The organism is Shewanella sp. FJAT-52076, assembly GCF_019457455.1.
Taxonomy (GTDB): Bacteria; Pseudomonadota; Gammaproteobacteria; order Enterobacterales; family Shewanellaceae; genus Shewanella; species Shewanella zhangzhouensis.
This window is the reverse complement of sequence record NZ_CP080415.1, coordinates 2,787,416-2,809,865: the sequence shown is the minus strand read 5'-3', so window position 1 is coordinate 2,809,865 and position 22,450 is coordinate 2,787,416. Positions and strand designations below refer to the sequence as shown.

Annotated in this window: 19 protein-coding genes; 12 read left to right on the top strand and 7 right to left on the bottom strand. The window is 52.7% G+C overall.

Features of this window, described 5'->3' with window-relative positions:
* Positions 1–315: 315 nt before the first annotated feature.
* Positions 316–561 carry a YdcH family protein gene (locus K0H79_RS12295; protein WP_220065048.1) on the top strand — a complete coding sequence of 82 codons (246 nt, stop codon included), beginning with the start codon at positions 316–318 and terminating at the stop codon, positions 559–561.
* Here the strand turns inward: K0H79_RS12295 and K0H79_RS12290 are convergent.
* Positions 549–3,617: an efflux RND transporter permease subunit gene (locus K0H79_RS12290; protein ID WP_220076002.1), complete on the bottom strand. Its 3,069-nt coding sequence runs from the start codon at positions 3,615–3,617 to the stop codon at positions 549–551. The two genes, K0H79_RS12295 and K0H79_RS12290, sit on opposite strands and share 13 nt — an antisense overlap.
* Positions 3,618–3,620: 3 nt before the next feature.
* Positions 3,621–4,733 (bottom strand): efflux RND transporter periplasmic adaptor subunit, encoded by a 1,113-nt coding sequence (locus K0H79_RS12285; protein WP_220076001.1) that lies wholly within the window; start codon positions 4,731–4,733, stop codon positions 3,621–3,623.
* A 153-nt stretch (positions 4,734–4,886) separates the two neighbouring features.
* Between K0H79_RS12285 and K0H79_RS12280 the strand changes: the two genes are divergently transcribed.
* Complete coding sequence (locus K0H79_RS12280; protein ID WP_220065045.1) at positions 4,887–5,507, top strand: TetR/AcrR family transcriptional regulator; 621 nt, start codon at positions 4,887–4,889, stop codon at positions 5,505–5,507.
* 57 nt (positions 5,508–5,564) lie between these two features.
* The gene (locus K0H79_RS12275; protein WP_220076000.1) at positions 5,565–6,584 is read left to right on the top strand and encodes a DUF6268 family outer membrane beta-barrel protein; all 1,020 of its coding nucleotides are present in this window, start codon (positions 5,565–5,567) and stop codon (positions 6,582–6,584) included.
* Between the two features lie 140 nt (positions 6,585–6,724).
* Here the strand turns inward: K0H79_RS12275 and K0H79_RS12270 are convergent, their stop codons facing one another.
* The 3 genes from K0H79_RS12270 to K0H79_RS12260 all read right to left on the bottom strand — a co-directional run bounded on the left by K0H79_RS12270 (position 6,725) and on the right by K0H79_RS12260 (position 10,456).
* Positions 6,725–7,276: a chalcone isomerase family protein gene (locus tag K0H79_RS12270; RefSeq protein ID WP_220075999.1), complete on the bottom strand. Its 552-nt coding sequence runs from the start codon at positions 7,274–7,276 to the stop codon at positions 6,725–6,727.
* Positions 7,277–7,328: 52 nt separating this feature from the next.
* On the bottom strand, positions 7,329–7,808 hold the full coding sequence (locus K0H79_RS12265) for a DUF2947 domain-containing protein (protein WP_220075998.1): 480 nt from the start codon (positions 7,806–7,808) through the stop codon (positions 7,329–7,331).
* Between the two features lie 95 nt (positions 7,809–7,903).
* Positions 7,904–10,456 carry a 6-hydroxymethylpterin diphosphokinase MptE-like protein gene (locus K0H79_RS12260; RefSeq protein WP_220075997.1) on the bottom strand — a complete coding sequence of 851 codons (2,553 nt, stop codon included), beginning with the start codon at positions 10,454–10,456 and terminating at the stop codon, positions 7,904–7,906.
* 262 nt (positions 10,457–10,718) lie between these two features.
* On the opposite strand from K0H79_RS12260, the gene pseB reads away from it, so the two are divergent.
* Genes pseB through K0H79_RS12215 form a run of 9 tightly spaced genes read left to right on the top strand, consistent with a single transcriptional unit; the run spans position 10,719 to position 21,062 of the window.
* A complete protein-coding gene (pseB, locus tag K0H79_RS12255) occupies positions 10,719–11,714 on the top strand; it encodes a UDP-N-acetylglucosamine 4,6-dehydratase (inverting) (protein ID WP_220075996.1) in 996 nt (331 codons plus the stop codon).
* Positions 11,711–12,889 carry a UDP-4-amino-4,6-dideoxy-N-acetyl-beta-L-altrosamine transaminase gene (gene pseC / locus K0H79_RS12250; protein WP_220075995.1) on the top strand — a complete coding sequence of 393 codons (1,179 nt, stop codon included), beginning with the start codon at positions 11,711–11,713 and terminating at the stop codon, positions 12,887–12,889. Before pseB ends, pseC begins: the two co-directional genes overlap by 4 nt.
* Positions 12,889–14,430: a CDP-glycerol glycerophosphotransferase family protein gene (locus K0H79_RS12245; protein ID WP_220075994.1), complete on the top strand. Its 1,542-nt coding sequence runs from the start codon at positions 12,889–12,891 to the stop codon at positions 14,428–14,430. Before pseC ends, K0H79_RS12245 begins: the two co-directional genes overlap by 1 nt.
* Before the next feature lie 50 nt (positions 14,431–14,480).
* Positions 14,481–15,230 (top strand): class I SAM-dependent methyltransferase, encoded by a 750-nt coding sequence (locus tag K0H79_RS12240; protein ID WP_220075993.1) that lies wholly within the window; start codon positions 14,481–14,483, stop codon positions 15,228–15,230.
* Positions 15,227–16,798, top strand: coding sequence for a hypothetical protein (locus K0H79_RS12235; protein WP_220075992.1), 1,572 nt, complete (start codon positions 15,227–15,229; stop codon positions 16,796–16,798). Before K0H79_RS12240 ends, K0H79_RS12235 begins: the two co-directional genes overlap by 4 nt.
* The gene (locus K0H79_RS12230) at positions 16,795–17,319 is read left to right on the top strand and encodes an adenylyl-sulfate kinase (RefSeq protein WP_220075991.1); all 525 of its coding nucleotides are present in this window, start codon (positions 16,795–16,797) and stop codon (positions 17,317–17,319) included. The genes K0H79_RS12235 and K0H79_RS12230 overlap by 4 nt, the downstream gene beginning before the upstream one ends.
* Entirely contained in the window at positions 17,312–19,636 is a 2,325-nt protein-coding gene (locus K0H79_RS12225; protein WP_220075990.1) for a PEP/pyruvate-binding domain-containing protein, read from the top strand. Before K0H79_RS12230 ends, K0H79_RS12225 begins: the two co-directional genes overlap by 8 nt.
* Positions 19,633–20,322, top strand: coding sequence for a gamma-glutamyl-gamma-aminobutyrate hydrolase family protein (locus K0H79_RS12220; RefSeq protein WP_220075989.1), 690 nt, complete (start codon positions 19,633–19,635; stop codon positions 20,320–20,322). The genes K0H79_RS12225 and K0H79_RS12220 overlap by 4 nt, the downstream gene beginning before the upstream one ends.
* The gene (locus K0H79_RS12215; RefSeq protein WP_220075988.1) at positions 20,310–21,062 is read left to right on the top strand and encodes an NTP transferase domain-containing protein; all 753 of its coding nucleotides are present in this window, start codon (positions 20,310–20,312) and stop codon (positions 21,060–21,062) included. The genes K0H79_RS12220 and K0H79_RS12215 overlap by 13 nt, the downstream gene beginning before the upstream one ends.
* A 129-nt stretch (positions 21,063–21,191) precedes the next feature.
* Here the strand turns inward: K0H79_RS12215 and K0H79_RS12210 are convergent, their stop codons facing one another.
* Together K0H79_RS12210 and K0H79_RS12205 are read right to left on the bottom strand one after the other, a co-directional pair.
* Positions 21,192–22,055, bottom strand: coding sequence for a hypothetical protein (locus K0H79_RS12210; RefSeq protein ID WP_220075987.1), 864 nt, complete (start codon positions 22,053–22,055; stop codon positions 21,192–21,194).
* Positions 22,052–22,408 (bottom strand): hypothetical protein, encoded by a 357-nt coding sequence (locus K0H79_RS12205; RefSeq protein ID WP_220075986.1) that lies wholly within the window; start codon positions 22,406–22,408, stop codon positions 22,052–22,054. Before K0H79_RS12205 ends, K0H79_RS12210 begins: the two co-directional genes overlap by 4 nt.
* Positions 22,409–22,450: the final 42 nt, after the last annotated feature.

The following is a 22,450-nucleotide window of genomic DNA, read 5'->3' as shown; positions in this document are numbered from 1 at the left end:
TGTGTCCTTGGGGCCAACCTGACGTATGACTACCCGGAATTTGCCTGCGAGTGCACTTACAAAGGCAATTTTCAGGGTATTGATGGTCGTACTCTCTGGGCGGCATTCCTCCAGTCGTTCCAGGCAGAATCTGAAAGAAGCCAAAGGCGCCCTAGGGGCGCCTTTTTACCGGTTCAAATTTGCACTAGTCAGAGGTGCGGCTTATGGTGAATAGGTTGTGCGTTTTTTGTGCTGCTTTCCTCTTCGGGCCAGAAGGCCAAATCAGGGTGGCGGCATACAGAGTTACATTTATCACCCACCCATATGGAGGTCATCATGCTGGGAGAAAATCACCTTCTTTCCAACGAGTTCCCCGACTACAGCGAGCTTATCCAGAGTCTTAAGTCCAGTGACAGCGACTTCAGTGCCAAAGCCAGACGCTATCACGAGCTGGACCATAAGATCCGTGGTCTGGAGGTCAACAAAGTGCCCACCACAGATGAACACTTCTCAGCCCTCAAACTCGAGCGCGCCGAGCTGAAAGACAAAATCTATCACACCCTCAAGGCTCACACAGGCTGAGCCGAGAATTGAGCCTGCCCCCGTTGTTGCATCAGCAGGCGATACATCACTGGTACCCACACCAACGACAACAGGGTCGTCAGCACGGTTCCGCCGGCAATGGCCACCGCAAAAGGTGGCCAAAACCCGCCTCCGGCAATAATCAGCGGTAAAAATCCCCCCACAGTGGTGATGGTGGTCGATGTGATGTGGCGGGTGCAGCTGGCCACGGTTTTCACCAGCGTCTGTAATGACATCTGCCTGGCATCGGCCACATCCTCAAGCTCTGCCAAAATCACGATGGCGGCATTAATGGCAAGCCCCATTAACCCCAGCAAGCCGATGATCACCGTAAAACCAAAAGGGTAACCAAAGAGATATACCGCAAGCAGCCCAAGTCCTGCCGACTGCGCTGCGCTGAGCAATATGATGGCGGTCAGGCGGAACGAATTGAAGCTGAGCACCACGGTGGCAAGCAGCAAGGTGATCACCAGCGCCACCGATGACAGCAGATTGCCCACTGCTTCATTGCGTTTGGCGCTCTCGCCGCCCACTTCGATGTGGTATCCCGGCGGCAGAGGCAGGGCATCAATACGCTCACGGACGTCGGCGAGGACCCGGGCCGGTAACACATCGGTTTGAATATACGCCTCAAGGGTATTGACCCGCTGACCGTTGCGCCGGGGAATGGCACCGCGGCTGACGGTAATGTGCGTGTGGGACAGGGCCGACAGCGGGATACCACTGCCTGCACGGGATACCAGCTCAATGGCAGCAAGCCGCCCTTGCTGCTCACGCATGCTGTCATCGAGGCGCACCCGTACCGGCAAAGACTCGGTTTGCTCGAGAATACTGCCGCCGCTTCTGCCTGTGGTGGCCATTTGTACCTGATTGGCGATATCTGTGAGCGTCAGACCGCTCATCAGGGAGGCATCTTCGTCTACCGCCAGCTGTACCTTGGGAGCCCCCGGGCTCAGGGTGGCACGGGTATGGATCACCTTGTCGTGTGAGGCAAGAATGGCGCGGATTTCATCTCCGAGGCGTCTGAGTTCTTCTAAGGACGGCCCATACACCATCATCTCCACAGGGGCATTGAAGGGGGGGCCCTGCTCGAGTTTTCGCACCAGTACCTGTGCCTCGGGGAACGCTTTGTCGAGGGTGCGCTGCAGTGTTGGGATCAGGGCATTGGCGGTGTCGAAGTCCCGCACCTTGACCATGGCCTGGGCATAGTTGGCCGCTCCCTGCTGGCGCTGGGTGATGTTGTAGTAAAACGAGGGAATGTTGCCACCCACGACCCAATCGATGCGTTCTATGCCATCGGTTTGCTCCAGCAGCTTGTCCATGGCAGCCACCGTGATGTGGCTGCGCTCCAGACTCACCTGGGGAGCCAGGTACACTTCAATCTGGAACATATCCCGGTCGGAAGGCGGGAAAAATTGTTCCGTCATACGGCCTGCGGCCATAAAGCCAAGCAGCGGCAACAAACCTATCAGGAGTGCGCTGGCCAGCGGGCGTTTCAATACCTTGCCAAGCAGCCTTTCGTAGGCAGCAGCCAGTTTGGGCATGCGAATACCGTGGGCACGCCAGTCGTGGCCTTCACTTGCGGGGCTGAAACGTCCGGCTAATCCGGCAATCAGGGTATGGGAGATAAGGTAGGAACCGGCGAGGGCAAACATCACTGAAATGGCAATGCCACCGACAAATTCACCTGCTGCACCCGGCATCAACACTATGGGCGCAAAGGCGAGAATGGTGGTAATGGTGGAGCCTGCGAGCGGCAGCCACAGGTGCTTCAAGGTGTTGCTGACGGCTTCCAGTCTTCCCTGTCCTTCCTGTCGCCGCTGTGAAATGGCATCCACTATCACGATGGCGTTATCAACCATGATCCCCAGGGCCACCACCAATCCGGTGACTGACATCTGATGAATGGGTAAGTCCACTGCGCGCATGCAGGCGAGGGTAAAGAGTGCGGTGAGGGGTAACGACAGCGACACCACAAAGGCATTGCGAAGCCCCAAGGTGAGCATTAACACCAGCAGTATGATGATAAAGCCCTGCAGCAGGTTCATGGCCAGTTCACCAAGACGGGTTACCGTGTAGCTCTCCTGTTCAAACAGCCACTGCACCTCGATATTGGCGGGCATACCGGCTTCGAGCTCGGCCACTGTGCTGCGAACCTGAGCCAGCCATTTATCTACCCGGGTGTTATTGAGCATACGGGCACTGACCATGATGCCGCGCTCGCCGGACAGGAGTGCCAGGGTATCGGGCGGTGTCTTATATTGGCGACTGACGCGGGCGACGTCACCCAGGCGTATAATCTGGCCGGAGGAATCTACCTTGAGGGGCACCTGACGGATGCGGGTTTGGGAGTCCAGCTCACCGGACACCTCCACCAGAGCACGGAAATGGCTGTTGTGGATTTCTCCCGCAGCAATTTTACTGTCTGCCGCAGACAGGATTTGCGCGATGGCGCCCGGGGTCAAGGCCAGTTGATTGACCTTGTTGCCATCGAGCTCCACCAGGATTTCTTCACTGGGGGCACCATAGAGGTGGGCAAAGTCAGTTCCCGGGAGCAGGCGCAGGCGACTCTGCATCTCTTTGGCATAACGCCCAAGAATATCGACTCTGGGCTCGCCACCGCCGCGCCACGCAAGACCCAGGATAACCGTGTTGGCGTAGCCAATCTGATCGTCCAGCGTAGGGTTAAGTGCACCCTCCGGCAATTTGGCCCGGCTGTCGGCCATTAAGTCCCTGGCCCGGGACCAGACAGGATCGGTTTCGGTAATATCATCCTTCAGCTCCAGCTGGATAACCGATATGCCGGGTCTGGAAGTGGACTGGATAAGCTTTAATTCTTCCAGCCGCCTTAACTGGTTTTCCAGCACCTCAGTAACAAGGGCTTCTACCCGCTCTGCCGAGGCGCCCGGATAGTGGGTGATAACCGAGGCATATCTGTTGGTGATATGGGGGTCTTCCAGTCGGGGCAGGGCACTCATGGCACCAAGCCCTGCAACCAGCAAGAGCGCAATAAAAAGCGCCGCCAGCCTGCCGTTTTCCACAAAGGCTTTAATCATGGTTTACCTCGTGGCAAGGGCGGTCATGGGCTGCACATGCTCGCCAACCACCAGTTTATGTAGTCCCTGAGTGACGATTTGGTCCCCTGCATTGAGGGCGCCAACGAGATACGCCCTGTCTTTATCGGTAAAGAGGATTTCCACATCACGGCGCTCGACCACAAATTGGCTTTCACCGCTGGGCTCAACTACATAGAGGTTCCAAAGGCCCCGAAGACCATCGGTGAGTGCTGACACGGGCACCCAGTAACCGGGGGTATTCACCTGCTGCTGATAATGAAGGTAGGCAATTTCACCGTTAAGGACGTTGGCATCGGACGGGAGCGACAGCCTGAGCCCAACGGTACGTGTCACGGGGTCGATGGAAGGGTTTATCCCGGCAAGCACAGCGCGGTAGTGCTCGCGGCCAACACGTAAGTCCATCAGTTGTCCCTGGGTGAGGCTTTTGGCGATGTCAGTCGGTACGCCGACGTGGGCCTGGGCGGCTTTGTCTTCAACCAATACGAACACCGGCTGCCCCAGGGGAGTGACTTCACCCAGGTTGAAACTGCGGCTGCTGATACTGCCATCGAATGGGGCCAGCAGCTGGGATTTTTCCAGTTTAAGGGTATTGGCATACAGGCTGGCTTGCAGGCGCTCACGGGCACCTTCGAGGCTTCCGAGCCGTCCTTGGAGTTCATCCAGTTGCTGGCTGGACACATAACCTTGCTTTTTCAGTTCCAGGCTGCGCTTGAGGGTGGATTGCGCCAGGCTGAGATCGGCGCTGTTCTGGCTCAGTGCAGCCTGAAGCTCCTGCTGCTCGGCTTTGAGCAAACTGGTATCGAGGGCCGCAAGCAACTGACCTTTTTGTACCCTGTCACCACTGTCGGCATAAAGGCCACTGAGCTTGCCCGCCAGTTCAAAGCCCACCCCTGTGGTGTTGGCGGCGCGGATGGTGCCACTGAATTCCAGTGGCCTTTGATAACCCTCGCTCAGACTCAGGCTCTGGGTGATAACGGTGGGCGGGGTGTTGTCAGTGAATGGCCCGGCATCCTTTTCCTGACAGGCGGACAGTACTCCCAGCCCCAGCAGCAGAGGCAGGTGTCTTATCCACCTGTGGCAATTCATCACGTTCATGTTTGTTTCCTGTCGGTATCACTCCGGTAGGGTGCCGGTTAAAAAGTGGTTAAACTGGACTGTCTAGTCTATTTTGGTGAAACTGGACTGTCTAGTCTATTTTATGCTTAAATTTAGACTGATTTTTTCGCTTAACCTGACCGAGTGTTATGAATGACATCCATACAATCTTCCAGCCCCAGCCGCAGTGAACAAAAGCGCAGCGCCATTTTGGAGGCCGCTATCGCGCTTTTTTGTGCCCAGGGCTTTCCCAATACCAGTATGGATGAGGTGGCCAAAAAAGCCGGGGTGTCCAAGCAAACCGTGTATGCCCACTTTGGTAACAAGGACGATTTGTTTGTTGCCTCTATTGAGTGCAAATGCGATGTGCATGAAATAGCACCTGAGATGCTGGCGGATGTGGCGCATCCCGAGCAGGTGCTGTTGCAGTTTGCCAGCAGGTTCGGCGACATGATTGTCAGCGAAGAGGCCTTGACCGTTTACCGGGCCTGCGTGTCACAGTCAGAGACCCATCCGGAAGTTTCCCGTTTGTATTTTGCGGGCGGGCCAAGCCGGATCCTGGCCATGCTCAGCGACTATTTTTCCAGGGTGGAAGCGACAGGGGCTTTTCGGTTCGGCGATGTGCGCCATGCGGCAATCCGTTTATGCCTGATGCTTTACGGGGAAAGGCGCCTGATGTTGGAGTTGGGATTACCGCTGCAGGAAACAGACAGCGAACGGGCCCGCTATCTTGCAGACACAGTGAAAATGTTTTTGGCGGCCGCAAAAAGCTGATCCCAGGCGCGGCGGCTGCGTATTGGCTCCCAGAGTTTTTTACCACGGATGATACCCATGAAAATGCCGAACTTGTCGCTGCAAATCTCAATTAAGTCAACCACATCAGCTGCATCAGAGGATGTCACTGAAGTGGACGGTACAAATCAGCATGCGCTCTGCCAGACAAGTGCTGACAACAGCCCCAGTAAATCCAGACATCCAAACCTGATGTCCACGCTCTGTGGTTTTGCCTTGTTGATGGGATGCATAGTGCCCGATGCATCGGCGCAGGGGCGTCCGCCATCTTTGTCTTTTCAGGCAGCCTATGCCAGTACCCAGGATGCCGAAGTGGGGCAGGCGACCCTGGGGCGTGACCTCTATATGTTCGATTTGAAAGGCAACCACGGCCTCAATCAGCATTGGTCTGTGGGATGGTCACTGGGTTATGACGTGCTTGATTACCGTTGGCAATCCGGTGATGACGCACTCTTTGCCGGACGGGTTGCGCCTTGGAGTTCCATCAACAGATACAATCTGTCGATGTCGGTCGGTTATCGTGATGACAATTGGTTTTATAGCCTGAGTCCCATGCTGCAGTATACCTGGGCCGATACGGCTTCATCATCCGATGCCCAGAGCTGGGGCCTCGTCGCCACAGCCATGCACAGATTTGATAATGGTAACCTGCTCGGCCTTGGTGCTATCTACCTGGATGATATAGGTAAAAACCGTGTCTTCCCGTTTGTGGCTGTTAACTGGCGATTGTCGGACACCTTCGTATTGACCAATCCTTTTGATGCCGGATTCAGCGGACCTGCTGGGCTTGAGCTTATCTATGAAATGTCGCCGGCGTGGCAATTGGGTGTTGGCAGCTCCCGGCGCAGCCAGCGGGTATTGCTGGATGATAATGGCCAAATCGTGGAGTTTGACGAATGGGTCGGATTTTTACGCCTTGGTTGGCAGATTGGCCAGAAGGTAAGCCTCAATACCTATGCCGGCATGATGTTTAATGGCGAAATGGAATTGGGCAGCGGTGAGCGGGAAAAACTCTCCAACGAAGGGGCTCTGGCTCTGGCCTTTAAAGTCGAGTTTTAAGCCTGTCACATCACCCAAGTGGTTTTTTAAGCGGCCCGGACAGGCGTTGTTGCAAAAGGCCGGGCAGTAGAAAATGGCTTGGCAAGGGAGAAACAAAAAAGGACCCTCAGGGTCCTTTTTTGTTTTGCGTGGGTGATGCATCAATCACCCAGCATATTGCGCTTGAGGCTTTTCTGGGCCGGATGCTCGCCGAGCCAAATGTTGAGAAGGGCTTTGGCGAAGGTTGCGTCACCTACTCTGGGCTGGGTGATATCATTTTTGATGGCTTCCACGCCATCCCGACTGGCAATCAGCACGAAGTTGTCGCCGGGTTTGATATCGGCTTCAAACAGCGTCATAAAGGTGGCGATACTGGCCTTCATGGCGTCATCCATTTTGCCATCGGTTGCGGCGTCAAAGCCGTCGCTGATGGCATCGCGCATTTTATCGCTGGTGATAAGGTCAGACAGAATATCCAGCCGAATGATGGCCTTATCCTGTGCCAACACCTTGTCGGCAGTGTCAGCTGTGGCGGTCAGATAGAGGCTGCCCACGTACAGGTCCATAAAAAATTTGCTGCGAACCCCTGCGCCATTGAGCACATAGGTTTGATTATCCTGCGACAGGCTATTGGGCAGAGCTATACCCGCAACCTCTTTGGCAACAACTTGAAAAGAAAGGCAGAGTAACAGTAAGGAAAGGAGTGACTTCATAACGGCTCCGGAAAAAAGAGGGGCAGGGCGGGTAAACCGACCTGCATAGATGTTAGCTGCGAACGCCCAGTTGCACGTTGCCATCCTGGGTAAAGAGTGCAACCTGAGGCTGGCTGCCTGAAATCAGCAGTGGGCCATCATCAAAAAACAGAAAGCATTTCCAGTTACGTACAAACACATCCCAGCGGGTTTCGATGGCCTGATATTTGTCGTAGCAAAAGAACACCCGGGTATCGTCCGGCCACTCAAAATGTGCCGCCACAATAGCGGGCAGGGCGGCTTCGTCGCTGTCCCAGGCGTCTTGCCAGATATCGCTTTTCACCCAGCTTTTAGGGCGTCCGCCCCAATCGGCCTTGGAGAAATGCTCTGATGCGCTGGCCTTATCACTCACCAGTTGTTTCCACACCGCCATGGCACTTTTTTCATCCAAAGGATAAATACAGGCCTTGTCATCATCGCTTACCGGCAAGTCTTTGTTGTTGAAAATCCACTTGCGACGGTACAGCTCGAGGGGGATGTGACTGGTTTGCAAAAGAGGCTCCTGGTTGAGTGGAAAAGCTGTGTAGGAAAGCACTAAGGCTGGGCGGCATTATAGCCAGATGCCGCCCACAGGCAAAGGTGCGTCCCTTATTGGTGATAGAGTTCGCTTAAATAATGCTTGGCAACAGCATTACCCGGATCGGCCTGTTCCGCCTGATGGAAGGCACTGATAGCCATGTCCCGCTCACCGGCTTCCACCATAAACTGGCCAAACTTAATCCAGGTCACCACATCGCCCGGGTACTTATTCAGGTACTCAAGGTAGGTCTCGGCGGCGTTTTGATACTGGCCGGTCAATTTCAGCACACTGGCGTAGAGGGGATAATACTCATCGCTGTACTCAATCAACTTGCTCAGCGCCAATCTCGAGATGTCAGGCTGTTTTACCTTGAGTCCGAGGGAGGCCATTTCCTTGTATTCCCGCTCTGTAAGTTGGCTCTCCTGAAGCTGTAACAGCGCATTCAACGCGCTCTGGGCATTGCCTTTCAATTCAAACAAAAAACATTCGCCCAATCGAAAAAGACGTTCAGCCTCATTATCAGCAGGAGCTTTCCCTCGCAAAATCGTGACCATCTGGGCAAGACCAACCTGATTACCGGCATTTTTCAACAACAGCAGTTTGCGTTCCACATGGACGAGCATGCCGTTTAATTTATCGATGCGTTTCGCCAGCTCGGGTTTGGCATCGATCATGCTGTTCAGCGCTGCTTCCATCGTCTCCAATGCTTCCTGGTGAAGATGTTCCATTTCCGGATGGGTGTTGAGCCAGAGGCGGGCTCTGCCATATTCACGATGTTTTTCCCAGCCGCGCATTAGCACCGAGACCTCTGTTCCTTTGGTGTATTCCGCTTTTCGCAGTTCCAGGTGGGCCAAGGCCTCACCCAACAAGGTTTTCAGTCCAATACAGCTGGTTTTGAAGGCCTGATAGTAGGAGTCTGTCATGACATACATGTCCTTTTGGCGCCATTCACTGCTGTCTGTGGTGGTGAGAAACTGCGTGAACTCAGCGTAGCCAAAGAACTTGATGAAGTAGGTCATGCGGCCAAATTTCTCATTCAGCCGCTTTTCGATGCCATCGATGCGGGCAACAAGAGACTGATGATAACTTTCGCTGTGGCCCGAAGATTTAAGCGTCTTCTTGAGAGCGCCGTTGTACTTGAGTGCTTCATCACACAGGAGTGTCATTTCACTGAGGTGATGCTCGGATTGCTTCAGCGCACTGATGGCGTCCACACAGGCTTTCAGCCGCTGCTCTTCGTCCATCCCAGAGGCCAGCAGCTTGAGCAAATCGCGTTTATTGTTGAGCGTATCGGTGAGCACTATCTCACTGGTCGGCAAATGACTTATGCCTCTGGCTTTGGCGGCCTGAGGAGCCAAATTGAAAATGTGCTGATGGTCTGGCAATGAACGGGCTTCTTCTTCAAGTGCCTCTAGTGCATAGATCATTTGTACCGAGGTCTCTGCCTTGGTGCCTTGATAGGTATCCACCCATTCCCCGATGACAACCATATTGGCACCTACTGCCGCCTCGTAGCTGCCTTTTGCGTGGGTGACCCCACTGCTGGCATAACAGAGATCGGTACCTGACAACAAGATACGGGAAAAGCCCATCTTAACGGCCAGATGCAGAGCCGCGTTGGTCACCGTCGGCCCCTGGGTTTCGATATTGCCGTGTTCTTCGGCAATCTCCCATGGAAAGCGATTACCCATGTAAAGCGAATTGCCATGCCAGTTAGCCAGCAAGCGGGGCTCTACATGGTTGCAGTTCACGAAGAGTACGTCCTTGGGCAGCCGGAGCATTTCCTTGCTGACATCGAAGCTCACTTCCTGAGGGTCGACCGACACCAGAATGTCTGGCGTCAGGCCATGGGTGAGCAGCTGCCTGCTTATTCGCGATACCGCGATGATGACTAATTTTTGTTGATTAGCCATTATCCAGGGAAGGTGTTCATCCAGAGAGGGGCCCCCGGCGAGAATGACACAGTCTTTGCCCTCGAAGGTATTGCTCAACAGTTTGGCCGGCAGAATGTTGTCAGGGAGGTTTTCCAGCTGGCGCCTGATAAAGAGCTTTTGTGTAAGCCCTATCGAATGCTTGAAGGTTTGTTGTTCTACCAGCTTTTCAACCTGGCTGCACAGTGTGACGTATTCTGCGAGATGTGCGTATTTGGCCCCCTGGGATTTGATGACTCTGGTGGCCTTTTTGGTGAAGTAAACAGGTAAGGGGTCTTGCTCGACACGTATTTTTAAATCGGTGAGAGACAGGACTTCCACTTTGCTTGCCAAAGATGTGGGGATGTCGATGTTCAGTAGGGCCAGCACCTCATCGAGCTCCACAAAAAGATAACGACTTCCGGCAGGCAGCGGATGTTCGAGCACATAGTTAGCCAGCAGTCCGGAGTCCAACCCCACAATGACTTGCAGGTGATTCTCTGTATCAAACAGGTTTGGGTATTCCTGTTCGAACAAACGGGAGGAGGGCTGATTATCGAAGAGCTTGCGGTTGACTCCCGGCAGCACGGTTTCACCGTATTGCGATACCGAGAAAATAGGTTGAATTGGGCTTTGGCCAGTCATGTACGCCATCTCCGCTGCTGTGAGTTCGTCGATAATGCCATAGGGATAGTGCCATAAGTTTGACACATAGTATCTTTGAACTGTGATGGATTTGCTTAAAGATGAATTGGTTAAGCAAGTGTTATACCAAAAACAACACAATAAAATGTCAAAATGAGATCATGGTTCGAATCTTGCTTTGCTGCGAAGAGACAAGAGTGTGACTTGCTTTTTGGCGGCGGCAATCACGTATGGACATTTGTGTCTATCTGTTTATTCTATCTGATTAATATTTAGAATAAATTTGGTCCTTTTTTGATGGCCGGAATTCGTAAGCGGTGGGGGCAACATGTTTGACAATAAATCGATACTGATTACAGGGGGCACTGGCTCTTTTGGTCACAAATATGTCAGCACCTTGCTGAAAAGATTTAAGCCGAAACGTCTTATCATCTATTCCCGCGATGAGCTGAAACAGTATGAAATGCAGCAGGAGTTCCACGACCCCTGTATGCGTTACTTTATCGGCGATGTCAGGGATGCAGACAGGTTGATGTACGCCCTGAAAGATGTGGATTTTGTTATCCACGCTGCCGCGATGAAGCAGGTGCCGGCCGCCGAATACAACCCGATGGAATGTATCAAGACCAATATTCATGGGGCTGAAAATGTTATCAAGGCGGCTATTTTTAACAAAGTCAGTCGCGTGATTGCATTGTCCACCGATAAGGCCGCTAACCCCATCAATCTTTACGGCGCCACCAAGTTGGCTTCTGACAAGCTGTTCATCGCCGCCAATAATATAGTGGGCGTTGGCAATACCCGATTTGCCGCCGTTAGATACGGCAATGTTGTTGGCTCCCGGGGCTCTGTTGTTCCCTTGTTCAAAAAATTGATTGCCGATGGAGCCCCGACCTTACCCATCACTCATCCCGATATGACCCGTTTCTGGATAACCTTGCAAGAAGGGGTGGATTTTGTGCTTAAAAATTTCGAGCGCATGCAAGGCGGCGAGATTTTTGTTCCTAAAATCCCTTCAGTAAGAATTACAGAGCTGGCTGCGGCTTACGCGCCAAATCTGAAGCAGGAGATCATTGGTATTCGTCCCGGAGAAAAAATGCATGAGATCATGTGTCCGGCCGACGATTCTCACCACACACTGGAATTTGACGACCACTTCGTTATTACACCCAGTATTAAGTTTTTTGGAAGAGAAACGGACTTTTGCACCAATTCGTTAGGTGAGAAGGGGCAGCCTGTGCCTATGGGCTACGAGTACAACTCGGGGACCAATAGCCAATTCCTCTCTGTGGAAGAAATTATCAAGCTGGACGCTTTGGCATGATCCCTTACGGTAAGCAGGACATCAACCAAAGTGACATTGATGCGGTGGTCGAGGTGCTGCAGTCGGACTGGTTAACTCAAGGCCCAAAAGTCCCTGCCTTCGAAAAAGCAGTGTGTGAAGCGTCCGGCGCGAATTACGCCGTGGCGGTAAACAGCGCTACATCAGCGCTGCATATCGCCTGTTTGGCTCTGGGAGTTGGAGAGGGGGATGTGGTATGGACCTCGCCAATTACCTTTGTAGCGTCGGCAAACTGTGCACTTTATTGCGGCGCACAGGTTGATTTTGTCGATGTAGATCCGGTGACAGGCAACATGTGTGCGGTCGCCTTGGAGGCCAAACTTAACATAGCCCAGTCTCAGGGCAAGTTGCCGAAAGTGGTGATTCCAGTGCACCTGTGCGGTCACAGCTGCGACATGGAGGCCATTTCAAGATTGGCTCGGGAATTTGGTTTCAAGCTGATTGAAGATGCTTCCCATGGTATTGGTGGCAGCTATCAGGGTAAACGTATTGGCAGTTGTGCATTCAGTGATATCACAGTGTTCAGCTTTCATCCGGTAAAGATAGTTACCAGCGCCGAAGGTGGTATGGCACTGACCAATAGCAGCGAGCTGGCTGAAAAAATGGCGCTGCTGAGAAGCCACGGCATTACTAAAGCGGCTGCATTGATGACCCGCCCCACCGAGGGGGACTGGTACTACGAGCAGCAGCAGCTTGGCTTTAACTATCGCATGACAGATCTGCAGGCGGCATTGGGGCTGTCACAGATGGCCCGGCTGGAAACCTTTGTTCAGACGCGTAACGAACTTGCAGACACCTATCGGGATGCACTCGCTCAGGTATCTGCATCTGTGGTTGAACCGCTTTCTGACAGCCACAGCGCATGGCACCTGATGATGGTGCGCCTGGATGTATCCGCCCAGCGAAGGCAGCTTTTTGACGCGATGCGCCGTTCGGGCATTCAGGTTCAAGTGCATTATTTTCCTGTCTACCTGCAACCCTATTATCAATCAAACTATCAGTTTCAAGAGGGGTATTGCCCCCAGGCCGAGCAGTTCTATCAGTCGATACTCACCCTACCACTGCACTGTCATTTAACCGATGCATCGGTGCAGTTTATTGTGAGCCAGCTGAAAGCACTGATGGACTCGACCGCTAATACCGATGGGGGCCATTAATGTTGCAACAAGGCGTGTATATAGTCGGCGGTGGCTCTTTTGCTGTGAAGCTTTCGACCATGCTCGAACTGCTTGGGATTAAGCACGAGTTTATCGATGAGCTGCTGCCCTCGCCCTTTCGCGACAGAGCGGTATATCGTGCGAGCGAAATACCCCATACCGACAGATTGTGCCTTGTTGCCATCTCTTTTCCCGAGTATGCCGAAGCTGCCAGAAACAGGTTAATGGCAGCGGGAGTAGCGAGTGACCAAATTCTGCTGTTTATTTATGAATCTGCCGGCAACGTATTCGAGCAGATGTGTCTTGAAAACCGGGCATTATTGAACGAGCTGCTGAGTCAGGGAGTGACTGATTTCCTGGACTTGGAAAAAGCATTCTATGCCCGGGACTACGAGCGGTTGCTTGAAGAAAAAACCGCAAAACCCCGGGTTGGATTTTGCTACATAGGTAAAGGCAGTGGCTTTAGGCGCCATGTCCTTGATTTACCGCATCGATTAAGTGCCACCTGTGATGTCAAAACCTTCAGCGATCAGCCCGCAACCCCCGCGGATAAGTCAGAGGGATACATGTTGATGAGCGAAGGGGCCATGTTGAACAACAGCTGGCCCGAGTTTGTCATCAATCCGCACTTTTTTGAGTGTGCGCCGGCAGCAGTCCCCAAGTTGACCATGATGCACATGGTGTACGATTTTTTGGTCTATCGGGACCTGGTGGCCCGGGTGATGGCGCAGGCCGATACCCACTACCTGTTTATGCCATCAGTACCGAGCATGAAACTCCACCAAAAAATCTGTTTCGACTATGGCCTGACCAACAATATTGTATTTATTCCGGGTGGTTATCCCAGATTTGATACCAATTTAACCCAATTTGAAGCCGCCAGTGCATTGGTTGGTGAGCCCGACGCTATTCTGTATGCGCCAACCCTCAGTGCCATGATGAAGGCGGAAGAAACGCGATATACCTATTCAATCTTTGACGCGCCTGCGTTTATCCAGCGGATTCTGGACACCTTTCCTGACAAGAAAGTGATATTCAGGCCGCATCCGGACGATCTTTCAATTTTGCGTCAGGGCATTCAGGGGCGCCGCGCAAGTGCCTTTCGCACCCTGTTGCAGTGGTGTGAAGAGCACCCAAGGTGTGAACTGGACGCAGTGGCAGGTGATTACAGCCGTACCTTTGCCCGTGCCGCAGTGATGATTTCAGATACCTCCGCAATTGCCTACTCCTTTGCGTTGACTACTGGACGGCCGGTGATTTTCTATTCGGTGAACCAGGACATGGTGCGCCAAACCTTCCCGGATATCAGCTACATCAAGGATCGTGAAAAGTTTGGATTTTGCGTTGATAAGGTGGACGACCTTATCGCCAGTTTGCAGCTCTGTCTGACCGATAACTGGGACACGCCCGAACGAAAAACCTTTAGGGAATCCGTGGTGTTCAACCGCGGGCACTCATTTGAATATTTGCAACAACATTTGCCCAATATGCTGAGTGGTCAAAAAGTTGAGGGCTGGTGGTACCTGCAGGACCACCTGTAACTGTTAATAACAAGAAAGGTCAACTCTGACCCTAAGAAGGAGTGTTAATCATGAAGACCGAATGGGATTATACCGCGCTGGCTGATGCCTATCTGAAGCGTCCTGATTATGCTCAGGCGGCAATCGATGCAATGGTTGCCATTGCCGGCGTGAATGCAGGTGACAAGGTATGTGATGTCGGGGCCGGTGTTGCGCACCTGACCCTGATGCTGGCCGCAAAAGAGTTTGACGTTATTGCGGTAGAACCAAACGATGCCATGCGCGCCAATGGCGTAAAGCGTACGGCGCATTTTGGTAATGTGGCCTGGCACGAGGGTACGGGTGAGCATACAGGTCAGGCTGATGGCGCCTTTTCTCTGGTCACCTTTGGCAGCTCCTTCAACGTGTGCGACCGACAGGCAGCGCTGAAAGAAACCTGCCGTATGTTGGAACCCCAAGGCTGGTTCGCTTGCATGTGGAATCACAGGGACTTGATGGACCCAATTCAAACCCTGATTGAAAACACTATCAAAGACATGGTGCCCAGTTATGGCTATGGCACCCGCCGGGAAGACCAGACAGCAGTGATTGATGCCAGTCAGCTGTTCGGCCCTGTGGTGCACCTGGATGCCCGGGTCGTACATCAGCAGAGTGTTGAAGAGTGTGTGGAAGCCTGGCGATCCCATGCGACTTTGGAGCGACAGGCGGGTAACAGGTTCGGCGCCGTGGTAGATGCCATTGAGCGTCAACTGGTTAATCTGGGCAAACCGACCATCGAAATCCCTTATCAAACCAATATCTGGATGGCTCAAAAACGATGACCCCAGCCCCGAGTCCCCACGTGGAAGAGCCTGGAATATACCTGGTTGGCGCCGGATCTTTTGCGCGTAAGCTGGCCGTTATTCTCAGAAAGTTTGGAATGGGCTTTTCCGTGGTGGATGAGGTGGCCAAGGGCCAGTTTGAAGGGGCTGTCGTTTATTCATCAACGTCCCTGCCTTCGCCCCACGGGCTGTTTTTAATAGCGATTTCAATGCCCGAGTATGCGCAGGCTGCGATAGCCCGTTTGGTGGCGGCAGGGGTACCTGAAACCCGATGTTTACCCCTGGGTTCAGATTCGGCTGCGATTGTGCTTGAGCAGATGTTGGCAGAAGATAAAATGCGGGCGCTAAAGCTGTTGGCAGAGCCTCTGACAGACTTTGTTGACTTCGAGCGCCGTTTTTTCGCCGAAGCATACCAATGCCTCGATGCCCGTCGAGATGGCAGTGCAGTGATTGGACTCTATGCCCTGGGGAGAGGTGGGGGATACATAGAGCATCTGGGCGCCTTACCACAGAGTCTGCAAAACCACTATCAGCTGAATTGGTTTACTGATCTCCTCACTGACAAATCCAATGAAGCATTTTTTCTGATGAGTCAGTCGGCCATGCAGCGGTATTCAGATGTCGACCTGGTCATCTCTGCCCATGTGTTTGACTGCTCACCACGCCAGACACCCAAACTCAGCTTTGTGCACATGGTTTACGATTTTCTGCTGTTTAGCGATCAGACCTATCAGCACCTGCAGGCCTCGGATTTGCATTATGTGTTCGTCCCTTCCCTGGCCAGCATGAAAATGCATCAAAACATATGCCGCGAACTGAATTTGAATGAGCAGGTGGTGCTTATTCCGGGGGGGTATCCCAAGCATGATGCCAATCTCAGGCAGTACAAGGCGCTGTATGAAAACGCAGTTCCGGAAGATCTCATCATCTATGCGCCCACGTTGAGTTCACTGCCGGCAAAAAATGAGTGTGATGAGAGTTATTCGATACTGGAGGCCGAAGTCTTTTTAAAAGAACTCTTGGCAACACACCCCCAGCTTAAGTTGATCATTCGGCCACACCCGGAAGATATGGCGCTGGTGCAATTTTCATTGGCGCATCCAAGGGCCGAGGCATTGCGCCGAATATTGCATTGGGCTGCAGGCCATCCGCGTTGTGAAATCGATGATGACAAACGCAGTTATCTGGCCAGTTTTTCCCGGGCAAAACTGCTGATTACGGATACCGCATCGGTGGCATTTTCCTTTGCATTGCTTACCGGGAGAAGGCCAGTTTTCTTCTCGGGTAATCATCAGACTTTATGTGAACGTTATCCCGATAATCAGTTTATTACTGACCGCCCCTATTTTGGTGATTGCGTTGAAAGTGCTGCCGAACTCAATGAGCGAGTGGAGCTAGCGCTCAACAACAAAATGAACACGAGCGCAGGACAGGCGTTTTTTCAACGTACCCTGTATAACCTTGGCCGTTCAGAAGAGTACGCGCTTGAAGCCATCCGCTACATTTTGGCGGGGGAACGTCATCCAGATTGGTGGTACTGGCAAGATCACCGGAGAGAAAGCGAGTGACAGGACAAGTTATTTGGATTACCGGATTACCCGGCGCGGGCAAAACAACCTTTTCCTGCGCCCTGATAGAGCGGCTTTCTGTGGCCGGGATGAAGACCATTCATCTGGACGGTGATGCGCTCAGGCAGGTGTTTTCCAATCAGGATTACTCTCAGACCGGTCGATTGGCATTGGCCATGCAGTATGCAAAGCTCGCCGGGTTGTTGGCCGGGCAGGGCGCTCATGTGGTGATTTCCACCGTGTCCATGTTTCATCAAATCCATCAATGGAATCGCCTTAATTTGCCGGGCTATTTCGAGGTTTTTCTCAATCCGCCCTTTGCAGAGCTGAAACGTCGTAATCAGAAGGGGTTGTACCACGGGATTGATGCCCACAATTTGGAATTGGCATTGGGCATGGCACCTGAATTTCCAAAAGAACCCGATCTTAAACTCGATAACACGAATTTGGACGAGTTTAAGATCGGCGTTGAAACAGTTACCCGGCATTGTTTGACGGTATTTGGAGCAGCGCATGATTGAACGGCAGCTTAATCCCGAGCCCATGGCATTTAGCTGTAAGGGCGATACCCTGCGGCGTTTGATGGGACGTATATCCAGCGCAGGCATCATGCCGGTGCATTTGGTCAGTTATAAGGATTTTAAGCAAAAGGATGAATGGAAGGCCCTGCTGTCCGCGATTGCTTCGCCCCTGATAGTACGTAGTTCCCATAGCAGTGAAGATGCGGCAGATGTGTCTCTGGCAGGCAAGTTTGATTCGGTTCTCAATGTGAAGTGTGAACTGAGCTTGTTTCAGGCGCTGGAAACGGTATTTCGCAGTTATGGTGGTCTTCTGGGCGACAATGAGCTGGCCCTGGTGCAGCCGCAGTTAACAGATGTCACTCATAACGGGGTGCTGTTTACCCGCGACCCTGACACGGGGGCGGATTATTATGTGATTGCCGATGATGTTTCCGGGGCCACCGACAATGTCACCGGGGGCCAGGAAGGGCAGGTCACAACCCATTTTCTGGTAAAGGGAGCACAGAGCAGCAATCCCTTGCTGGCATCCCTGATAGCATTGGCCGATGAACTCTGTGAGTTATTCGACAATGACGCCCTGGACATAGAGTATGCAGTCGACAACAGCGGCGCACTCTGGCTTTTACAGGTCAGACCCATGACCATCAAAACCCGTGGGCGACTGGATCTCAACCCTACCCTGGAGCTGGTTCGCGATAAGCTGACGTTGGGAATGGCGCCACATCCCTATCTTTTTGGCAGCAGTACCATCTATGGTGTTATGCCTGATTGGAATCCGGCCGAAATTATTGGTCTGTACCCCAAGCCACTGGCGTTGAGTCTTTATAAAGAGCTTATTACCAACAGTACCTGGGCCTACCAGAGAGACAATTACGGCTACCGAAACCTGCGCAGCTTTCCTTTGATGCAGGACTTCTTTGGCTTGCCTTACATAGACGTAAGGTTAAGTTTTAACTCCTTTTTGCCACGAGATATCAGCCCGGCGTTGGGCCATAAGCTGGTGGATTATTATCTCGCCTGTCTGAGGGATAACCCGACACAGCACGATAGGGTTGAGTTTGATATTGTCCTTTCCTGTTACACCCCGGCGATTGACGAAAAGCTTACTGAGTTATCGAGCGCCGGTTTCAGTGAATGGGAGTGTTCGGAAATCGCGAGTTTGCTGCGCCGCTTAACCAATCACATCATCGACCCGCGAACCGGACTGTGGATCCAGGATTTGCACCGGATTGAACGCCTCAAAGAGCGCCACGCCATAGTCACCAGAGAAATCAAAGACCCATTGCAGCGTGTCTACTGGTTGCTCGAAGACTGCAAGCGTTACGGTACGCTGCCCTTTGCCGGGCTGGCGAGAGCCGCCTTTATCGCGGTGCAGTTGCTGCAGTCTCTGCAAAAGACCGGTTGTTTCAGCAGTGAGGATTATCAGGCGTTTTTAGGATCGCTCAATACTGTGAGCAGTAGTTTGAGCCAGGATTTACAGCAACTCGACAAAGAGAGTTTCCTTAAGGAATATGGGCATTTGCGACCCGGTACCTACGACATTTGCTCGCCCAGATACGACGCCGAGCCGGAGCGGTATTTCCGATTCGGCGAAAAAGCCCGGATGGCGGATGCCGAGCCAGCCTTTAAGCTCAATGAAGTGCAGACGCACAAACTGAATCAGTTGTTGCGTCAACATGGGTTGAATCACAGTGCTGAGTCGCTGCTGCACTTTATCAAAGCCGCCATCGAAGGCAGGGAGTACGCCAAATTTGTTTTCAGTCGTAATCTCAGTGATGCCCTCGAGTCACTGGCCCAGTGGGGGGCCAGTCTGGGATTGGAACGTGAAGACATGGCTTATCTGGATGTGGCCAAGGTATACCAGCTGGTGACAGGGTGCGGAGACCACCAAACCCTGGTGTCCCAGAATATTATGGAGGGGAAACGTCAATTTGCCCGTTCTCGCCTGATGCGCCTTCCACCTCTGATAACCCGTCCTGAACAGGTCTTTGAGTTTTCACTGGGTGACACTGAACCCAATTTTATTACCGCCAAGGTGGCGGTGGCCCCCGTTGTTGTGTATCCGACCGAGCAGTCCATAGAAGGTAAAATCGTGCTTATCAGCAGCGCCGATCCGGGCTTTGACTGGATCTTCAGCCATAAGGTTGCGGGTTTTATTACGGCTTTTGGTGGCTGCAATTCCCATATGGCGATCCGTGCGGCAGAGCTTGGGATCCCCGCGGTAATAGGTGCCGGAGAACAAAAGTATGCCCAGTGGTGCCGTGCCGGTGTGCTGGAACTTAACTGCGCGAACAAACTGGTCAGGGTATTATCGTGAAGGCAGTCTTCATAACCCAGCAACACAGTGCCATGCCCCATGGTGAATGGCATGCAAGCCTCGACCGCAGTTGGCCTGAACTGCTGGATAAAGCCGGGCTGATAGCCATTTGTCTGCCCAACGACGCAAAGCTTGTGAGCACCATGCTTGAGCAAATTGATGCAGTGGGTGCAGTGCTGACAGGTGGCGGGGTGCATCTCAAAACGGGGGCCGATTGTCGCAGCGAAGTTGAGCGGGTGCTTATCCGATGGTCGCTTGAAAAGCGCAAGCCTCTGCTGGGTGTTTGCCGTGGTATGCAGGCACTCTGTCAGCATTTCGATGCTGAACTGAAGCCCGTCACGGGGCATGTGAAAAGTAACCATCTTCTTCAGTTAAATGGCCGGGAGCTGAATGTAAACAGCTATCACAATTACGGTTTTTATTCGCTCCCTGAGCAGTTTGATATACTCGCCACCGCATCGGATGGTGTGGTGGAAAGTTGCAGCTGTCCACGGCACGGCTGGCTTGGAATGATGTGGCACCCCGAACGGGAGCTGTTGCCAACGAAGCTCAGTTATCCCGCCGCTGACAATGGCGCCGAGCCTGCAACACTGAATGCCTTATATGCCGATCTTGGCGCTGGGCTTATCAGGGCGTTTTTTGATAATCCACAAACGATGTTAACGGAGCTTTTATGCAAGGTGTGATTCTTGCCGCCGGACGCGGTAGTCGCTTGGGCCAACTGACAAGCACTCAGCCGAAAGGCCTGACGCCGGTATTGGGTAAACCCATGCTTTCCATGCAGCTGGACGCCATGAAACGCGCGGGCATCGACAAGGTGGCGGCGGCGACCGGTTATTTGGCTGAACAGGTACAGGCGTGGGTCAGTATCAGTTTTACCAATGCCCGCTGGTCCGAAACCAATATGGTCAGCTCATTATTGGCATGTGCCCCCTTTATCTGTGAGGATGAAACCATAATCAGCTACTCCGACATTGTTTACCCAACCAGTGCCATAGAATCACTGATGACGGCATCAAGTGATATCGCCATCCTGTACGATCCCAATTGGTTGTCCCAATGGCAGCAGCGATTTGATAATCCGTTGTCTGATGCCGAAACCTTTCGGCTAACCGATGGTCGCAGGCTGGTGGACATAGGCCGGCGCCCTGAGCACCTGGACGAAGTACAGGGGCAATATATGGGGCTGCTGAAGTTTACGCCTCGAGGATTCGGCGTCATTCAATCGTTACTGGCGGCACTGCCCCAGGCGGAAGTCGACAAATTGGACATGACTTCGCTCTTGCGACGTCTGTTGGCGACGGGCGAGCAAATCGAAGCCGTGCCTTTTGACGGCTTCTGGTTTGAAGTAGACAGTGAAACAGATCTTATCGAATGCGAACGGCAACTTAAGGCAAAGGGTGGGCTGGAAGCGTTGCTCGTTTAACTGACTGAAAAAGAGTTCTCCAGCCTGGCTCAAGCTTGCAGATAGTCTGAGTTGGCCATGAAAAGCGGCGCCGCATTTCAGCGCCGTTTTTTATTACATGTCCTTTTTGTTTGCACGGTGCCGTTTTTCTCAGTCTCTGTGGCCGGGACAATTGTCAGTGCTGAATATTCGCTCAAGTGCCAAGGCTCTGATTTGCGGTGCCATCAGATAAAATACCCGGCTTTGCTGGTCGTCATTGGCTTTGACGGGGGGGCAACTCATGTCGATGCCTTGCTCTACGATAAGGTCCGTGATGAATCTGGCTCTCAGATGGGGGTCGTAACAAAACAGCCAGACCTTGTATAACAGCTCCGGGTCCCACTTCGGCCAATCGAGGGGAATTCTGTCAATCATCACAGGGAATTTTGCGATAATGTCGCCATCATCCAAACCGGGCGTCTGGAAAAAACAGGTCAGCTGATGCGGCGCACCGTAGAGAGTTTCCCACAGCAGGGTATCGGCTCCCCGAAATGCCGGAGCACCACCGGCATGAACATGAATGTATTTTGCCCCCTCAATGGCAAAAAACTCAGGCCCTATTCGCCCGCCACCTGCGTACAGGAAGGTTCGGCAACTTTCCTGTTGCAGAAGTTCTACCAGCCGTGGGTCATTGATACCTTTTACCAAGATATCCGTTACCGATTCGGCGTACTCTTCGAGCGGTGGACAAAGTGCGGGATTAACATCAACCCCCATATAGTCGCTTACCTGGCGGCACAGGGCTGCAAAACCTGCGTCGAGACGGCGCGATTCGATAAAGTCATCGATAAGATCAGCCGCCTCCGCTTCTGGCGTGTCCGGGGAAAGGGGAAATACCGGGGACGGGGACAGGGTGTCACGAATGAGAATAATGCGCTTGAATCTGAGACCGCGATGCTTGAAATAGGCCAGATATGCCAGCCCCAAATGGGATAATTTGCCGTAATGCAGCAGGCTGATTTCCAAGGTTTTCATTGAAAGCCTCCGGTGCGCAGGGACAGGATTTGTGCGAACTTTTGCTTAAGTAACGGCGGTGGGGTGACTATGGGTTTGCTCAGGTGACCGTTCAGCAATTTTCCTGCGGTATTCAGATATTTCCACTCACCAGACAGTTCGAAATTCAGCATAAGGTAGGTGCAAAGATGCCACACCGACGCCTCATCAATGAGTTCCTGCCCGACGGGGCGGAACTCATCGTTATAGCAGACATGCAGGCTTCGACAGGCATCGATACGATGACACACTCGCTCAAGACGGGAAAAATCTTCCTCTGACAAAGGTAAGGACTTTTCGGCTAACTGTTTGATAAATTCTTGTATTTTTATCATCGCTTATTCCCCTTGTATCACCGTTTTACCGGGCACCCTGTT

Excerpts from the sequence above, each read along its gene's own strand:
- K0H79_RS12275 (WP_220076000.1), top strand. The coding sequence starts at position 5,565 with ATGAAAATGCCGAACTTGTCGCTGCAAATCTCAATTAAGTCAACCACA.
- K0H79_RS12240 (WP_220075993.1), top strand. The coding sequence starts at position 14,481 with ATGAAGACCGAATGGGATTATACCGCGCTGGCTGATGCCTATCTGAAG.
- K0H79_RS12270 (WP_220075999.1), bottom strand. The coding sequence starts at position 7,276 with ATGAAGTCACTCCTTTCCTTACTGTTACTCTGCCTTTCTTTTCAAGTT.
- K0H79_RS12295 (WP_220065048.1), top strand. The coding sequence starts at position 316 with ATGCTGGGAGAAAATCACCTTCTTTCCAACGAGTTCCCCGACTACAGC.
- K0H79_RS12225 (WP_220075990.1), top strand. The coding sequence starts at position 17,312 with ATGATTGAACGGCAGCTTAATCCCGAGCCCATGGCATTTAGCTGTAAG.
- K0H79_RS12285 (WP_220076001.1), bottom strand. The coding sequence starts at position 4,733 with ATGAACGTGATGAATTGCCACAGGTGGATAAGACACCTGCCTCTGCTG.
- K0H79_RS12205 (WP_220075986.1), bottom strand. The coding sequence starts at position 22,408 with ATGATAAAAATACAAGAATTTATCAAACAGTTAGCCGAAAAGTCCTTA.
- K0H79_RS12215 (WP_220075988.1), top strand. The coding sequence starts at position 20,310 with ATGCAAGGTGTGATTCTTGCCGCCGGACGCGGTAGTCGCTTGGGCCAA.
- K0H79_RS12235 (WP_220075992.1), top strand. The coding sequence starts at position 15,227 with ATGACCCCAGCCCCGAGTCCCCACGTGGAAGAGCCTGGAATATACCTG.
- pseB (WP_220075996.1), top strand. The coding sequence starts at position 10,719 with ATGTTTGACAATAAATCGATACTGATTACAGGGGGCACTGGCTCTTTT.
- K0H79_RS12245 (WP_220075994.1), top strand. The coding sequence starts at position 12,889 with ATGTTGCAACAAGGCGTGTATATAGTCGGCGGTGGCTCTTTTGCTGTG.
- K0H79_RS12290 (WP_220076002.1), bottom strand. The coding sequence starts at position 3,617 with ATGATTAAAGCCTTTGTGGAAAACGGCAGGCTGGCGGCGCTTTTTATT.
- K0H79_RS12280 (WP_220065045.1), top strand. The coding sequence starts at position 4,887 with ATGACATCCATACAATCTTCCAGCCCCAGCCGCAGTGAACAAAAGCGC.
- pseC (WP_220075995.1), top strand. The coding sequence starts at position 11,711 with ATGATCCCTTACGGTAAGCAGGACATCAACCAAAGTGACATTGATGCG.
- K0H79_RS12210 (WP_220075987.1), bottom strand. The coding sequence starts at position 22,055 with ATGAAAACCTTGGAAATCAGCCTGCTGCATTACGGCAAATTATCCCAT.